A 15,939-nucleotide genomic window follows, 5' to 3' on the forward strand; every position below is an offset into this window, starting at 1 on the left:
GCACGGGTGGGCGCAGCCACGTCGGCCCCCGGCCCTCCGTAGACTGGCTTCGTGAGCGAGCTCCCCCCGAACGACAGTCACGACCAGCCCGACCCCCTCGACTCCTTCGACGAGATCATCGACGCCGAGACCGAGCGCGACCCCGATCTCGCGGTGATCGAGGCCGGCAGTCGTACCCTGCGGACGCAGGGCGGTCCGCCGCAGGCCGATGTGCCGGGGCGGCCGGAGGATCCCGAGGTCGACAAGGCGCTGCGGGAGGTCGAGGCGGAGCTCGCCACCCGCTGGGGCGAGACCAAGCTGGAGCCCTCCGTCAGCCGGATCTCCGCGCTGATGGACGTCCTGGGCGAGCCGCAGCGGTCGTACCCCTCCATTCACATCACCGGCACCAACGGCAAGACCTCCACCGCCCGCATGATCGAGGCCCTGCTGGGCGCCTTCGAGCTGCGTACCGGGCGGTACACGTCCCCGCACGTGCAGTCCGTCACCGAGCGGATCAGCCTCGACGGGGCGCCGGTCTCCGCCGAGCGGTTCATCGAGACGTACCACGACATCAAGCCGTACATCGAGATGGTCGACGCCCAGCAGGAGTTCCGGCTGTCCTTCTTCGAGGTGCTGACCGGCATGGCGTACGCCGCCTTCGCCGACGCGCCCGTCGATGTCGCTGTCGTCGAAGTGGGCATGGGCGGCTCCTGGGATGCCACCAACGTGATCGACGGGGACGTCGCCGTCGTCACCCCCATCGACCTCGACCACACCGACCGGCTCGGTGCCACGCCCGGTGAGATCGCCGCCGAGAAGGCCGGGATCGTGAAGCCCGGCTCGACCGTGATCATGGCGCAGCAGCCGGTGGACGCGGCGCAGGTGCTGCTGAAGAAGGCCGTCGAGGTCGATGCGACCGTGGCGCGGGAGGGGCTCGAGTTCGGGGTGGTGGACCGGCAGGTCGCCGTCGGCGGGCAGCTCGTCACCCTGCGCGGGCTCGGCGGTGAGTACACCGAGGTGTATCTGCCGCTGCACGGTGCCCACCAGGCGCACAACGCCGCCGTCGCGCTCGCCGCCGTCGAGGCCTTCTTCGGGGTGGGCGCCCAGCGGGCCGAGCCCCTCGACATCGACACGGTGCGCAAGGCGTTCGCGGCCGTCGCCTCGCCGGGGCGGCTGGAGGTCGTACGGCGGTCGCCGACCGTCGTGCTGGACGCCGCGCACAATCCGGCGGGGGCCCGCGCGGCCGCCACGGCGATCGGGGAGGCCTTCCAGTTCAGCCGGCTCATCGGGGTCGTGGGCGCGAGCGGCGACAAGAACGCACGCGGGCTGCTGGAGGCCTTCGAGCCGGTCTTCGCCGAGGTCGTCGTCACACAGAACTCCAGCCATCGCGCGATGGACGCCGACGAGCTGGCCGCGATCGCCGTCGAGGTGTTCGGCGAGGAGCGCGTACAGGTCGAGCCGCGGCTGCCGGACGCGCTGGAGGCCGCGATCACCCTGGCTGAGGAGGAGGGCGAGTTCGCGGGCGGCGGCGTGCTCGTGACCGGCTCCGTCATCACCGTCGGCGAGGCCCGACTGCTCCTGGGGAGGGGCTGACTCTCGTGCGTACGCTCTGTGCTTCGACCCTGATCGGCGAGTTCTTCGTCATCGGCTTCGCCGGGTTGGTCGCGATGAAGGACCCCGACCTGTCGATGTCGACGGTCTGGACGGTCAGCGGCATCGCGATGTTCCTGTGTCTGCTGCTGTGCGGTCTGATCACCCGGCCGGGCGGCGTGGCCCTCGGCTGGGCCCTGCAGATCGGTCTGATCGCCTCCGGTTTCGTCGTCCCGACGATGTTCTTCATGGGTGCGATGTTCGCCGCGCTGTGGTGGGCGTCGGTGCACTACGGCAGGAAGATCGACGAGGCCAAGGCACGATTCGCGGCCCAGGCCGGCTCTTCGGCTGACGCTGCGTAACAGGCGCCGGGACAGCCCTGTAGCCTCATCTCCACCCCGCACACCTTTTCCTTCGAAGGAGCCCCGTCGTGACCCAGCGGACCCTCGTCCTGCTCAAGCCCGACGCCGTCCGTCGCGGCCTGACCGGCGAGATCATCAGCCGTATCGAGCGCAAGGCCGGCTGGCGGATCACCGCGCTGGAGCTGCGCACCCTGGACCAGGAGACGCTGGAGCAGCACTACGGCGAGCACAAGGGCAAGCCCTTCTACGAGCCGCTGGTGGAGTTCATGGCCTCGGGCCCGGTCGTGGCGATGATCGTCGAGGGCGAGCGGGTCATCGAGGGCCTGCGCGCGCTGGCCGGTCCGACCGACCCGATCGCCGCGGCGCCCGGTTCCATCCGCGGTGACTACGGCGTGATCGTCCGTGAGAACCTCATCCACGCCTCCGACTCCGAGGAGTCCGCCGAACGCGAGGTGAAGATCTTCTTCCCCGGTCGCGCCTGACCGGTCGCCGCAGAAGCGGAACGAATTCACCGAGGGTCCTTCTGAGGGACCGTCACTTTTCCCAATCGCCTGACCTGGGACGGCCGCGCACTTCCGGTCGTCCCCCGGCATATCCGTGCCGATCGGGGGAACGAGTGCCCCCGATGGCCCGTCTCCACAAGCGAGGCGACACGCCATCCGCCGACAATGGCGAAGACCCTCGCGCAGTGTGCGGGGAGGCGCGTCTACGATGGAAGCCTTCACGTCACAGCAACCCACTTCGCCGACCTGAAAAGCCCTCAAAAGCTCCGTGGGAAGGCCAGACGAATCCTGATGGGGAACTCAATGTCGTTCATCGGCCGTGACATGGCTGTCGACCTCGGGACCGCCAACACGCTGGTGTACGTCAGGGGTCGCGGGATCGTACTCAACGAGCCGTCCGTCGTCGCGATCAACACCAACACCGGTGGCATCCTCGCGGTCGGTGCCGAAGCCAAGAAGATGATCGGGCGTACGCCGGGCAACATCGTTGCCGTACGTCCACTGAAGGACGGCGTGATCGCCGACTTCGAGATCACCGAGCGGATGCTCCGCTACTTCATCCTGAAGATCCACAAGCGGCGGTATCTGGCTCGTCCGCGGGTCGTCGTCTGTGTGCCCTCGGGCATCACGGGCGTCGAGCGCCGTGCCGTCATCGAGGCGTCGTCCCAGGCCGGCGCCCGCCAGGTGCACATCATCGAGGAGCCCATGGCCGCCGCCATCGGCTCCGGCCTGCCGGTCCACGAGGCCACGGGCAACATGGTGGTGGACATCGGCGGCGGCACCACGGAGGTCGCGGTCATCTCCCTCGGAGGCATCGTCACCGCCCAGTCCATCCGCGTCGCGGGCGACGAACTGGACAACGCGATCATCCAGCACATCAAGAAGGAGTACTCGCTCCTGCTGGGTGAGCGCACGGCCGAGCAGATCAAGATCACGATCGGTTCGGCGTACGAACTCGACTCCGACGAGCACACCGAAATCCGCGGCCGGGACCTCGTTTCCGGACTGCCCAAGACCGTCGTCATCTCGGCCGCCGAAGTACGCAAGGCGATCGAGGAGCCCGTCAACGCGATCGTGGACGCGGTGAAGACGACGCTCGACAAGTGTCCGCCGGAGCTGTCCGGCGACATCATGGACCGCGGAATCGTGCTGACCGGCGGGGGTGCCCTGCTGCGCGGCCTGGACGAGCGGTTGCGTCGCGAGACCGGTATGCCGATCCATATCGCCGAGGACCCGCTGGACAGCGTGGCGCTCGGTTCCGGCAAGTGCGTCGAGGAGTTCGAGGCGCTCCAGCAGGTCCTGGACGCCCAGCCGCGCAGATGACGTAACTCTTCGACTCCGCCGTACGAGATGATTCCCTCTCGTACGGCGGATCGTTGATATAGAGGCATAAGCTGCCACAAAACAGCCCGCGGGTTTCCCTGGGGATTCCCTTCGGGCTCACCCGATTTCCCGGATTCCTATGAGGAAGGGCACGGCCGCCGCACGTGAGGGACACACGAGAGAGCCGGCTGCTCCTGGTGCTGCTGATCGCCATTGCGTTCGCACTGATCACGGTGGACATCCGCGGCGGGGAGGACTCACCGGTCGACGGTGCCCGACAGGCCGCGGCCACGGTCTTCGGCCCGATCGAGAACGGGGTGTCCTCCGCGGTCGACCCGGTGGGCAACGCGATCGCCGCGATCCGTGACTCCGGCGAGCGGCACGACCGGCTCGCCGAGTTGGAGCGGGAGAACGCGGCCCTCAAGGCCAGACTCGGCAGCGACGACCGCAATCGCAGTCGGCTGCAGCAACTCGACAAGATGCTGAAGGTCGCGGGCGCCGGCCAGTACGGCATCAAGGGCGCCGAAGTCATCGCCATAGGAGCCGCGCAGGGCTTCTCCTGGACCATCACCATCGACATCGGTGCGAACGACGGCATCCAGCGCGACATGACCGTCCTCAACGGCGACGGCCTGGTCGGCCGGGTCACCACCGTCGGCCCGAACACCGCGACCGTCCTGCTCGCCAGCGACCCCGACTTCACCGTCGGCACGCGGATGGAGGGCAGCGACGAGCTCGGCTTCGCCTCCGGGCAGGGCGACCGCCCGCTGCGCGTCGAACTCCTCAACGGCAAGGCCCGGATCAAGAAGGGTGACCGCCTGGTCACCTTCGGCTCGCAGGCCGACAGGCCGTTCGTGCCCGGGGTGCCCGTGGGCGTCGTCTCCCGCGTCGACCCCTCCGGCGGCGACCTGACCCGCACCCTGTACGTCACGCCGTACGTCAGCTTCACCAAGCTCGACGTCGTCGGTGTCGTCGTCCAGGCCCCCGAGAAGGACCCGCGCGACACGGTACTCCCGGCCAAGCCCAGGCCCACGCCGACGCCCACCGTGACAGTGACGGTGACCCCGGGCGCGGAAGACGCGGGCGCGGAGAACACCGAGGAGCCCACCGACGGGCAGTCCCAGCAAGAGCAAGACCAGTAGGGGGAGCTGAACTCATGCGCTTCAACAGGATCCTGCTCTCCTCCACCCTGGTCGTAGTCGCCCTGGTGATCCAGGTGAGCGTCCTCGCCCGCCTCCATCTGCCGGGCGCCGTCCCCGACCTGATGCTGCTCACCGTGCTGGGCCTCGCCCTGGTCTACGGCCATGTCGGCGGCGCCCTCATCGGCTTCGGCGCCGGGCTCCTCGCCGATCTGGCCCCGCCCGCCGACCACGCCGCCGGCCGCTACGCGCTGGTGCTGTGCGTCATCGGCTATCTGGCCGGCCTGGTGAAGCCGGAGAACGGCCAGGTGAAGTCGGCCACCGCACCGATGGCGGTCGTGGTCGCCGCCGCGATCGGCAGCACGCTGCTGTACGCCGGGGTGGGCGCCCTCGTCGGCGACACCGCAGCCCGCCATGTCGGCCTGCCGAGCCTGCTGTTCACGGCCACCCTGTACGACCTGCTGCTCGCCCCCTTCGTCGTCCCCGGCATCATGGCGCTGGCCCGGCGCGCCGAGAACGACCCGCTGGAGTCCGGCTCGGCGTCCAAGGCGACCGACATCTCCTCCGGCTGGCTCTCCTCCGGCACCGGCCTGCGCATCGGCAGCCAACGCGGCGGACTCGGCGGGCTGAAGGTGAAGGCGGCACGGTCGCGGGTGGCCCGGGCCGGGCGCATCAAGGGGGTCAAGCGGCTGTGAACGCAGGGGAGTCGGCGACCGCCGGGGCTCACAGCTTCGTCGTATATCACTCGTACACACACGGAGAGGGGGAACAGCCGCAGTGACCAACATCCCCGAGACCGGTCGGACCCCCCGGGTCCAGACCCGGCTCATCGTCATCCAGGTTCTCGTCCTCTCCCTCCTCGCCACGCTCGGCGGCCGCCTGTGGTACCTCCAGATCCGCGAGGGCGAGGCCTACGCCAAGGAAGCGTCCGGCAACCACGTCCAGCAGGTCGTCCAGCCCGCTGTACGCGGCTCGATCCTGGACGCGCGCGGCGTGCCGCTCGCCGACAACGAGACCCGGCTCGTGGTCTCCGCCTCCCGCACCGAACTGCTGAAGATGAAGGACGACGGCCAGGGCGTCCTCACCAAACTGGCCGGAGTGCTGGGCATGCAGCCCAAGGAGGTCATGGAGAAGGTGCGGCTGTGCGACGCGCAGACGCCGCAGCCGTGCTGGAACGGCTCGCCGTACCAGCCGATCCCCATCACCGACGAGGCCACCCCGCGCCAGGCCCTGCAGATCCGTGAACGCGCCGAGGACTTCCCCGGCATCACCGCCGAACCGCAGGCCGTACGCCGCTACCCGAGCCCCGGCGAGGCCAACACCGCCCAGGTCCTCGGCTACCTCTCCCCGGTCACCGACGACGAGCTCCAGCAGTCCGAGGACACCGACTCGCCGTATCTGCGGTCCGACCAGGTCGGCCGGTCCGGCCTGGAGCGGCAGTACGACAAGGAGTTGCGCGGCAAGGCCGGCGTCACCCGCTACGAGGTCGACAACCTCGGCCGGGTCATCGGGCAGGCCGAGTCCGACGCCGCCGAGCCCGGCTCCAACCTGGTCACCAGCATCGACGCACGCGTGCAGCGGGTCGCCGAGTACGAGCTGAACGAGGCGATGAAGACCGCCCGCAAGGAGTGGGACCGCAACACCAACGAGCGGTACAAGGCCGACTCCGGCGCCGTCGTGGTGATGGAGGCGAAGACCGGCCGGATCGTCGCCATGGCCTCCAACCCGACGTACGACCCCAACGCCTGGGTCGGCGGCATCTCCGCCAAGGACTATGCGAGCCTCACCGGGAAGAAGTCCAACTACCCGCTGCTCAACCGGGCCATACAGGGTCAGGCCGCACCCGGCTCGATCTTCAAGGTGGTCTCCACCGCGGCCGCCGTCCAGGCCGGCTACGCCTTCGACGGCCGCTACAACTGCTCCAGCGCGTACTCGGTCGGCGGCCAGGTCTTCAAGAACTTCGAGTCCCAGAACCACGGCCCGATCGACCTCGGCCGCGCCCTCGAGGTCTCCTGCGACACCGTCTACTACCAGCTCGCGCACAACGAGTGGAAGAAGGACGGCGGCATCAACCCCAAGGGCAAGCCGAAGGACTGGTTCTACAAGGCCGCCCACCAGTTCGGCCTCGGCAAGGAGACCGGTATCGACCTGCCCAACGAGGTCACCGGCCGGATCCCCGACCGCCAGTGGAAGCAGCAGTACTGGGAGGCCAACAAGGACGCCTGGTGCAAGACGGGCAAGAAGGACGGCGACTACGTCGAGAAGATCGCCTACGAGAACTGCCTCGAGGGCAACAAGATGCGCGCCGGTGACGAGATCAACTACTCGATCGGCCAGGGCGACACCCTGGTGACGCCGATTCAGATGGCCACGATCTACGCGGCCATCGCCAACGGCGGCACCCTGTACGACCCGACCGTCGGCAAGGCCGTCGTCAGCGCCGACGGCAAGCAGGTCTCGGAGATCGAGCCCGAGTCGCACGGCAGGCTGCCGGTCACCCGGCAGACGCTGACGCAGATGGACAAGGCCCTCGAGGGCGTCGCCACCCGCGGTACCGCCGCCTGGCGGTTCGCCGATGTCGGCTGGCCGCAGGACAAGATCCCGATGCACGCCAAGACCGGTACCGCGGAGGTCTACGGCAAGCAGACGACCTCGTGGTTCGCCACGTACACCAAGGACTACGCGGTCGTCATGACGATCTCCCAGGGCGGTACGGGTTCCGGCGCCTCGGGCCCGGCCGTGCGCAACATCTACGACGCGCTGTACGGCGTCTCCGACGACGGCACCATCAACAAGAAGAACGCCCTGCTGCCCACCCCGCAGAAGGCCCTGCCGAAGATCCACACGGACGGCTCGATCACCGCGCCGAAGATCTCCGAGGACCCGGCGAAGGAACAGCAGGCCAGCCAGAAGGCGCCCGAGGACGCGGACGGTGAGGCGCAGACCGCGGCGACCGTGCAGACGCCGACCACGGGCAATCGCGACACGCGCAGGCGGCAAGGCCGCAGGGGACGCCGGAGGATGCTCACATGACGGGTGCGAACAGCTTCCACGTCTCCGGATACGGGCCCGAACGGGCCGGCTGGACACGGCTGTTCGCCCGTGACTCGCTGGCCCGGCGGCTCGACTGGCCGATACTGCTGGCCGCGATCGCGCTGTCGCTGATCGGCTCGGTCCTGGTGTACTCGGCGACCCGCAACCGCACCGAGATCAACCAGGGCGACCCGTACTACTTCCTGATCCGGCACCTGCTGAACACCGGCATCGGCTTCGCGCTGATGATCGGCACGGTCTGGCTCGGCCACCGGACGCTGCGCACCGCCGTGCCGATCCTGTACGGGGCGTCGGTCTTCCTGGTGCTGCTGGTGCTCACGCCGCTGGGCACCACGGTCAACGGCGCCCACTCGTGGATCCAGATCGGCGGCGGCTTCTCGCTCCAGCCGTCGGAGTTCGTGAAGGTCACGATCATCCTCGGCATGGCGATGCTGCTGGCGACCCGGGTGGACGCGGGCGACCGGCAGCACCCCGACCACCGCACGGTCGTCCAGGCACTGGGCCTGGCCACCGTGCCCATGCTGATCGTGATGCTGATGCCCGACCTCGGATCGGTCATGGTCATGGCCGTGATCGTGCTGGGTGTCCTGCTCGCGTCCGGCGCATCCAACCGGTGGGTGTTCGGGCTGCTGGGCGCGGGCACGATCGGTGCGATCGCCGTCTGGCAGCTGCACATCCTCGACGACTACCAGATCAACCGCTTCGCGGCCTTCGCCAACCCGGACCTCGACCCCGCGGGCGTCGGCTACAACACCAACCAGGCGCGCATCGCGATCGGTTCGGGCGGGCTGACCGGGTCGGGCCTGTTCCAGGGCTCGCAGACGACCGGACAGTTCGTGCCGGAACAGCAGACCGACTTCGTCTTCACCGTCGCGGGCGAGGAACTGGGCTTCCTCGGCGGCGGGCTCATCATCCTGCTGCTCGGCGTGGTGCTGTGGCGAGCCTGCCGGATCGCCTTCGACTCCACCGAGTTGTACGGCACCACCGTCGCCGCCGGGATCGTGGCCTGGTTCGCCTTCCAGTCCTTCGAGAACATCGGTATGACACTCGGCATCATGCCGGTGACCGGTCTGCCCCTGCCGTTCGTGTCGTACGGCGGTTCGTCGATGTTCGCGGTGTGGGTGGCGGTGGGACTGCTGCAGTCGATCCGGGTGCAACGCCCGCTGTCCGCGTGACGTTTCTCCCGTATCAACCCGGGGCTTGCCCCTGCCGTCGGACCCTGACTCCCACTAGATTCAGGTCATGGCGGATACGAAGCGTGAGATCGAGCGCAAGTACGAGTCCGACGACAGCGGGCTGCCCGACCTGACCGGTGTCGCCGGGGTGGCGGCCGTCATCGACAAGGGCCTCGCCGAACTGGACGCCACCTACTACGACACCGCCGACCAGCGCCTGGCCGCGTCCTCGATCACCCTGCGCCGCCGCACCGGCGGCTCGGACGCCGGCTGGCATCTGAAGTTCCCCGTCGCGGCCGATGTACGGGACGAGATCCGGGCGCCGCTCTCCGACCAGGTGCCCTCCGCCCTGGCCGGGCTCGTCCGCTCCCGGGTACGCGACGCAGAGCTGGAGCCGCTGGTGCGGTTGCGGTCGGCCCGGGACGTACGCCATCTCGTGGACGCCGACGGAGGACTGCTCGCCGAGGTCAGCGTGGACGCCGTACGAGCCGAACGGCTCACCGCGCGCGGCGGCGCAGCGGAGTGGACCGAGATCGAGGTCGAGCTAGCCGACGGCCGCGACCCGGCGTTCCTCGACAAGGTCGACAAACGGCTCCGCAAGGCCGGCGTGCGACCCTCCCGGTCGGCGTCGAAGCTGGCCCGGGCCTTGGAGGAGACCGGTGGGAAGAAGAAGCACCGGACGCCGGACCGCACCGAGCCCGTCACCGCCGGTGACCATGTTCTGGCGTACCTGCGGGCCCAGCGGGACGCCGTCGTCGAGCTCGATCCGGCCGTACGCCGGGACGTGGAGGACTCGGTGCACCGCATGCGGGTCGCCACCCGGCGGATGCGCAGCACCTTCAGGACGTACCGGAAAGTCCTCGACCGTGCCGTCACCGACCCCGTGGGCGAGGAACTGAAGTGGCTCGCGGGCGAGCTGGGCGCCGGCCGTGACCAGGAGGTGCTCGCCGAGCGGCTCACCGCCATCCTCGGTGAACTGCCACCCGCCCTGGTCACCGCGCCGGTGCGCGAGCGGCTGCACAGCTGGTCGCAGTCCCGGAGCGGAGACTCCCGGCGGCGGATCATCGACGTCCTCGACGGCCCCCGGTACCTGGCGCTGCTGGCCGCGCTGGACGCCCTGATCACCGACCCGCCGCTGCGCAAGGGGGCGGCCGGAAAGCCGTCGAAGGTGGTCGCCGACGCCGTGCACGAGGCCTTCGACGTGGTGTCCGGGCTGGTCGAGCAGGGCCTCGCCACATCTGCCGGGCACGATCGCGACCTGGCGCTGCACGAGGCCCGCAAGAAGGCCAAGCGGGCCCGGTACGCGGCGGAGGCGGCAGCCCCCGCACTCGGCCGGCCGGCGTCCGAACTGGTCTCGTCGATGAAGGAGCTGCAGAACCTGCTGGGCGAGCACCAGGACAGCGTGATGAGCCGGGGATCCCTGAAGGAGCTGGCCGAGCAGGCGCACGCCGCCGGGGAGAGCTCGTTCACGTACGGCGTGCTGTACGGCAGGGAGGAGCAGCGGGCCACGGCGGTGGAGGAGGAGCTGCCGGGAGCGTGGGAGCGGATGAAGGGTGGGGCGGGGGTCTGAGCGTACGGGCGAGGGGCCCGGCCGCGTTACGCTTGATGGTCACCCCTGTCAGCTCACGAAAGTCCCACGATGTCTGTCGAGTCGGTTTTCCCGCAGCTCGAAGCCCTGCTCCCGCATGTGCAGAAGCCGATCCAGTACGTCGGTGGAGAGCTCAACTCCACCGTCAAGGACTGGGACGCCTGTGATGTCCGCTGGGCGCTCATGTACCCGGACGCGTACGAGGTCGGCCTGCCCAACCAGGGCGTCATGATCCTTTACGAGGTCCTCAACGAGCGCGAGGGCGTCCTCGCCGAGCGGACCTACAGCGTGTGGCCGGACCTCGAGGCGCTGATGCGTGAGCACGGCGTCCCGCAGTTCACCGTGGACAGCCACCGGCCGGTGAAGGCCTTCGACGTGTTCGGCATCAGCTTCTCCACGGAGCTGGGCTACACGAACATGCTCACCGCCCTGGACCTCGCCGGCATCCCGCTGGAGGCGAAGGACCGCACCGTCGACGACCCGATCGTCATGGCCGGCGGCCACGCGGCCTTCAACCCCGAGCCGATCGCCGACTTCATCGACTGCGCGGTGATCGGCGACGGCGAGCAGGCCGTCCTGGAGGTCACCGAGCTCGTCCGCGCCTGGAAGGCCGAGGGCCGCCCCGGCGGCCGCGAGGAACTGCTGTTCCGGCTGGCGAAGACCGGCGGGGTGTACGTCCCCGGCTTCTACGACGTCGAGTACCTGCCCGACGGCCGCATCGCCCGCGTCGTACCGAACAGGTCGGGCGTCCCGTGGCGCGTGTCCAAGCACACGGTGATGGACCTCGACGAGTGGCCGTACCCCAAGCAGCCCCTCGTCCCGCTGGCCGAGACGGTCCACGAGCGGATGTCGGTGGAGATCTTCCGCGGCTGCACGCGTGGCTGCCGCTTCTGCCAGGCCGGCATGATCACCCGCCCGGTGCGCGAGCGCTCCATCACGGGCATCGGCGAGATGGTCGACAAGGGCCTGAAGGCAACCGGCTTCGAGGAGGTCGGCCTGCTGTCGCTGTCCTCCGCGGACCACAGCGAGATCGGCGACATCGCCAAGGGCCTCGCCGACCGCTACGAGCAGGACAAGATCGGCCTGTCCCTCCCGTCGACCCGCGTGGACGCCTTCAACATCGACCTGGCGAACGAACTGACGCGCAACGGCCGCCGCTCCGGTCTGACCTTCGCGCCGGAGGGCGGCTCGGAACGCATCCGCAAGGTCATCAACAAGATGGTCTCGGAAGAGGACCTCATCCGGACCGTCGCCACGGCGTACGGCAACGGCTGGCGCCAGGTGAAGCTGTACTTCATGTGCGGTCTGCCGACGGAGACCGACGAGGACGTGCTGCAGATCGCCGACATGGCGACGAAGGTGATCGCGAAGGGCCGCGAGGTCTCCCGCTCGAACGACATCCGCTGCACGGTGTCGATCGGCGGCTTCGTGCCGAAGCCGCACACGCCGTTCCAGTGGGCGCCGCAGCTGTCCGCGGAGGAGACCGACGCCCGCCTGGAGAAGCTCCGCGACAAGATCCGCGGCGACAAGAAGTACGGCCGCTCCATCGGCTTCCGCTACCACGACGGCAAGCCGGGCATCGTCGAGGGCCTGCTGTCGCGGGGTGACCGGCGGGTGGGCGCGATCATCCGCGCCGTCTACGAGGACGGCGGCCGCTTCGACGGCTGGCGCGAGCACTTCTCCTACGACCGCTGGATGAACTGCGCGGAGAAGGCGCTGGCCCCCTTCGGCGTCGACGTCGACTGGTACACCACGCGCGAGCGCACCTACGAGGAGGTCCTGCCCTGGGACCACCTGGATTCGGGGCTGGACAAGGACTGGCTGTGGGAGGACTGGCAGGACGCCCTCGACGAGACAGAGGTCGAGGACTGCCGGTGGACGCCCTGCTTCGACTGTGGGGTGTGTCCCCAATTTGATACATGGCCACAACTGAGCGACAGCGGTAAGAAGCTGCTCCCGCTTACGGTCAAGAAGGGTTCGTGACCAGCGGCGATGCCGTCCGGAGGATGGCTGAGGCGCTCGCTGGAATGACTGAGGCGGAGCGTGGCGAGATCCTCCGGGGTCTCGGTGCGAGGGGGCGTGAGCAGGCCTCCCGCCCTGCGCGGCGTACGCCGCTCCCTGCTCCTCGGCGAGACCCGGACATCGTCTCTGCGGTCGAGTGGGTGTAGCCAGTGACAGGCGGTCGGACAGCGAGTCCGGCCGCCGTTCGCTTGCGCTTAGGGTGCCGCCCATAGGCAGGCCGCGTGAGCGGCCGTATGCCCACGCTGCGCCCCCGGCTCGGCCCGGGTTTATGCGACAACGCAAATATTGGCGTCACCGCATGGACGGCCGACACCATGCCTCCGTACCGTCGTGACGTCGCCCCACGAGGGGGCGCGAGACAGGGGGTTACCGTGGCTCGTGAGGAACTGACTCGGCTTACCGGTACCGGGAACGGCGAGTGCAACCAGAACGACTGCCCGAATGTCTACCGGACCTCGTCCGGCTCCTTCGTTATCCAGGGCGACGTGTCCAACGCCTTCACGCCGCCGTCCGGTGAGGGGCTCGTCGAGATCCCCGAAGTGGTGCTGAGGGAGGCCATCCGTGCTCTTGGATGGTGAGGCTTGGCAGGCCAAGTTCCGGGACTTCCAATCGGAGGCGTGGCGGCTTGAGACCCTGCCCGCCTATAACGTTCCACAGGAAGCGGACGAGATCCGAGCCTTTCTGGCCGGCGAGCGCATCGACCCTCACACGCACTCGAATGAGTACACCGAGGATCTGAAGCGGGTACGTCGCGAGGGTAAAAACAAGGGGCGCGTGCACATCGTCACTCGGCCGCTCTCCGAATACCTCCGCTATGAGTTCATGTATTACCGGCCTCACGTGTGGGCGGGTGAAGACGTCCGGATCATGGACGTAACTGACCGGCCTAACCCACTGGCTGGTGTCCAGGACTTCTGGATGTTCGACAAAACGGAAGTCGTCCTCATGAACTATGAGGCAGACGGAACACAGATCAATCGGGAAGTGCACGAGGGAGACGTGAGTCCCTTCATCGAGTATCAGCGCATTGCCTTGGCCGAGTCAGTGCCCTTTGAGGAGTACGTGAAGGGCCTTGACGTTTGACCCGGAAGCGTTGGGCCAGTCGAAGACTGATCTGGCCGAAACGCTCAAGACGCTTCGCAAGCGAGCCGGACGCACTCAGGTCTGGCTCGCGAAGCGTTGCAACATGTCCCAAACAAAGATCAGCAACATCGAGAGTGCGAAACTGACGCCGAGCCTTGTCGACGTGGAGCTGATCCTCCGGGCGCTGGACGCCCCGCCAGAGCTTGTCTCGCAGGTTGCGGCCCTTACCCGAATCGCCAATACCGAGTGGCAAGACGTGTGGTCGCAGCGCCGTACGGGTCTGGAGAAGAAGCAGAACGAGCTGGCCGGGTTCGAGAAATCCTCTTCAGAATTCCGCTACTTCCTGCTCTCCATGGTGACCGGCCTACTTGCAACCCCCGAGTACGTAAGGGCGAGCCTTGCGGGTATCCCGGGCGACCACAGCAAGGCCATCGCAAAGAAGCTGGAGCGGCAGGCAGTCCTTTACGACACGTCGAAACGGTTCACGTTCATTCTTACCGAGCAAGCTGTCAGGTGGCCGTACCTCCCTGCTGTGGCCATGGCCATGCAGATTGACCGGCTGACATCCGTAAGTCTCCTGCCGAATGTGCGACTCGGGATCATCCCTCTCGGAAGCCACATGCCGGTGTGCCCGCTGAACACCTTCACTGTCTACGACACTCGGATAGCAACGGTGGAGACATCGACGGGGGCAATGGTGTTTCGGGATCGCCGGGACGTGTCGGCATACCTGGACGAGTTCGCCGTATATGACGGCTACGCCTTGTTCGGGGACCAAGCCAGGGAACGACTGTCCGAGTGGGCCAGCCAATTCCGCTCGTGATCTTTACCCGACAACGCAAATAATCGCGATCTCCCGTCAATCCTGGGTGGATCATTGTTTCCCACGGACAGAGTCGGGGAGGTTGCGAATGGCGGCACGCAGACACAAGGGCTCCACACTCTCGCCTGCCGAGAGGGAGCCTTCACCCGTGCCCGGCTGCTCCGAGTGCCTTGGGTTCGCGAATCGTCGGCAGAACGCCCGCTCCGCGTCCGACTACAGCGCAGCAACGGACGCGAACGTGTACCTGCGGCGGCACCTGGAAGCGGAGCACGAGGAGTCGCAGGGTGCCTAGCCGGTCGGTCCTGCGGTACGTGAAGCACCGGATCACCCAACACCCGGACACTGACGTGACCTTCGAGGCCGAGTGCCTGTGGTGCGAGTGGACGGCAACGCCTTCGACGGACGGTGCAGCGGTCGACCTGGAGTGCATGAGCCACACCGGCCGGAGCGGGCACAAGGGCTTCCGGCGGATCTGCACGTCGTTCGCGATGGTGGTGCGTACCGAGTAGTCCCAAGCTCCTGTCCCTCCCGTGATCGCGGCGGTGCGACGCGGTGGGGGCAGGTCGGCTGTCCCCCGACCGGACAAGCCCTGAGCAGGAGACAGGCCGTGTCTCCGTCTGAGCTGACGTGCTCAGGCTCTCGCCCCGGTCCGCCCTCGTACGCGGGGTGCCGCGCCTGCGCGCGGTGAGGGACGCTGGCCCCTGTCGGCCTCCCCCGTGGTCGACAGGGGCCGCATCGCCCGGAACCCCTGTACGCGCCCGCAGAGGCGCAGAGAGGCTTGTGATGCGACGGCTGATCGTGCGGCTCCTGGTGGCCACCGACGGCAGGCAGGACGGCAAGCGAGTGCCGCTGGTCCTGCTGGTGAAGGACCTAGTGACAGCTTCATGGGACCTGCCCGGTGGTGAGGTCCCAGAGGGTGAGGCGTTGCCCGATGCGGCGGCCCGGTTGCTGGAGCAGCAGACAGGCTTGGCGCTCCCGCTGGCGCGTGCCTTGACGTTCGATCAGACGTGGGGCGGGACGTTCTCCGGTACGGGCGAGACGCTCACGGTCGTACTGGACGCTGGCCATGTCGGCAAGGAACGCGCCCGCACGCTGGCAGCGCTGCCGGATCAGGTGGGCACGATGCCACCCGTGAAGTGGGCGCCGCTCAGCGAGTCGCTTCCGCCCCACCTGCAACACGCTGTCGTGTTCGCCGCGCGGGGTGGTCTGGCTGTGCCTGTACTGGTGAACGGGGAGAGTGACATGGAACGGATGGAGCAGAAAGCGCAGCGGCCCCCGGCGTGAACCAGGGGCCTGTC

General features: G+C 68.2%; 16 protein-coding genes. All 16 read left to right on the top strand.

Translation table 11 applies throughout. The annotated features are described in order from the left end of the window. The first annotated feature begins 51 nt into the window (after positions 1–51). The 16 genes from folC to ACKTSN_RS31020 all read left to right on the top strand — a co-directional run bounded on the left by folC (position 52) and on the right by ACKTSN_RS31020 (position 15,925). Entirely contained in the window at positions 52–1,572 is a 1,521-nt protein-coding gene (gene folC / locus ACKTSN_RS30945; protein ID WP_409472117.1) for a bifunctional tetrahydrofolate synthase/dihydrofolate synthase, read from the top strand. A 5-nt stretch (positions 1,573–1,577) separates the two neighbouring features. Continuing rightward, positions 1,578–1,931: a DUF4233 domain-containing protein gene (locus ACKTSN_RS30950; protein ID WP_409472118.1), complete on the top strand. Its 354-nt coding sequence runs from the start codon at positions 1,578–1,580 to the stop codon at positions 1,929–1,931. A gap of 68 nt (positions 1,932–1,999) precedes the next feature. Next, entirely contained in the window at positions 2,000–2,413 is a 414-nt protein-coding gene (gene ndk / locus ACKTSN_RS30955) for a nucleoside-diphosphate kinase (RefSeq protein WP_409472119.1), read from the top strand. 324 nt (positions 2,414–2,737) lie between these two features. Next, positions 2,738–3,757, top strand: coding sequence for a rod shape-determining protein (locus tag ACKTSN_RS30960; RefSeq protein ID WP_046734341.1), 1,020 nt, complete (start codon positions 2,738–2,740; stop codon positions 3,755–3,757). A 164-nt stretch (positions 3,758–3,921) separates the two neighbouring features. Next, complete coding sequence (gene mreC / locus ACKTSN_RS30965; protein WP_409472120.1) at positions 3,922–4,899, top strand: rod shape-determining protein MreC; 978 nt, start codon at positions 3,922–3,924, stop codon at positions 4,897–4,899. A gap of 14 nt (positions 4,900–4,913) precedes the next feature. Continuing rightward, positions 4,914–5,591, top strand: coding sequence for a rod shape-determining protein MreD (mreD, locus tag ACKTSN_RS30970; protein ID WP_409472121.1), 678 nt, complete (start codon positions 4,914–4,916; stop codon positions 5,589–5,591). 82 nt (positions 5,592–5,673) lie between these two features. Next, positions 5,674–7,929, top strand: a complete 2,256-nt coding sequence (gene mrdA, locus ACKTSN_RS30975; RefSeq protein ID WP_409472122.1) for a penicillin-binding protein 2 — start codon at positions 5,674–5,676, stop codon at positions 7,927–7,929. After that, positions 7,926–9,125, top strand: a complete 1,200-nt coding sequence (gene rodA, locus ACKTSN_RS30980; protein WP_409472123.1) for a rod shape-determining protein RodA — start codon at positions 7,926–7,928, stop codon at positions 9,123–9,125. The genes mrdA and rodA overlap by 4 nt, the downstream gene beginning before the upstream one ends. Before the next feature lie 67 nt (positions 9,126–9,192). After that, the gene (locus ACKTSN_RS30985) at positions 9,193–10,695 is read left to right on the top strand and encodes a CHAD domain-containing protein (RefSeq protein ID WP_409472124.1); all 1,503 of its coding nucleotides are present in this window, start codon (positions 9,193–9,195) and stop codon (positions 10,693–10,695) included. Positions 10,696–10,764: 69 nt separating this feature from the next. Continuing rightward, positions 10,765–12,696, top strand: coding sequence for a TIGR03960 family B12-binding radical SAM protein (locus ACKTSN_RS30990; RefSeq protein WP_409472125.1), 1,932 nt, complete (start codon positions 10,765–10,767; stop codon positions 12,694–12,696). Between the two features lie 410 nt (positions 12,697–13,106). Continuing rightward, positions 13,107–13,313 (top strand): hypothetical protein, encoded by a 207-nt coding sequence (locus tag ACKTSN_RS30995; RefSeq protein WP_409472126.1) that lies wholly within the window; start codon positions 13,107–13,109, stop codon positions 13,311–13,313. Next, positions 13,297–13,818 (top strand): DUF6879 family protein, encoded by a 522-nt coding sequence (locus ACKTSN_RS31000; protein ID WP_409472127.1) that lies wholly within the window; start codon positions 13,297–13,299, stop codon positions 13,816–13,818. The genes ACKTSN_RS30995 and ACKTSN_RS31000 overlap by 17 nt, the downstream gene beginning before the upstream one ends. After that, entirely contained in the window at positions 13,808–14,641 is an 834-nt protein-coding gene (locus ACKTSN_RS31005) for a helix-turn-helix domain-containing protein (protein WP_409472128.1), read from the top strand. Before ACKTSN_RS31000 ends, ACKTSN_RS31005 begins: the two co-directional genes overlap by 11 nt. A 148-nt stretch (positions 14,642–14,789) precedes the next feature. Continuing rightward, entirely contained in the window at positions 14,790–14,933 is a 144-nt protein-coding gene (locus ACKTSN_RS31010) for a hypothetical protein (protein WP_409472129.1), read from the top strand. Next, positions 14,926–15,150, top strand: a complete 225-nt coding sequence (locus ACKTSN_RS31015; RefSeq protein ID WP_409472130.1) for a hypothetical protein — start codon at positions 14,926–14,928, stop codon at positions 15,148–15,150. Before ACKTSN_RS31010 ends, ACKTSN_RS31015 begins: the two co-directional genes overlap by 8 nt. Positions 15,151–15,424: 274 nt before the next feature. Then, complete coding sequence (locus ACKTSN_RS31020) at positions 15,425–15,925, top strand: NUDIX domain-containing protein (protein ID WP_409472131.1); 501 nt, start codon at positions 15,425–15,427, stop codon at positions 15,923–15,925. Positions 15,926–15,939: the final 14 nt, after the last annotated feature.

This window comes from Streptomyces flavusporus, assembly GCF_046267975.1.
Classification (GTDB): Bacteria; Actinomycetota; Actinomycetes; order Streptomycetales; family Streptomycetaceae; genus Streptomyces; species Streptomyces flavusporus.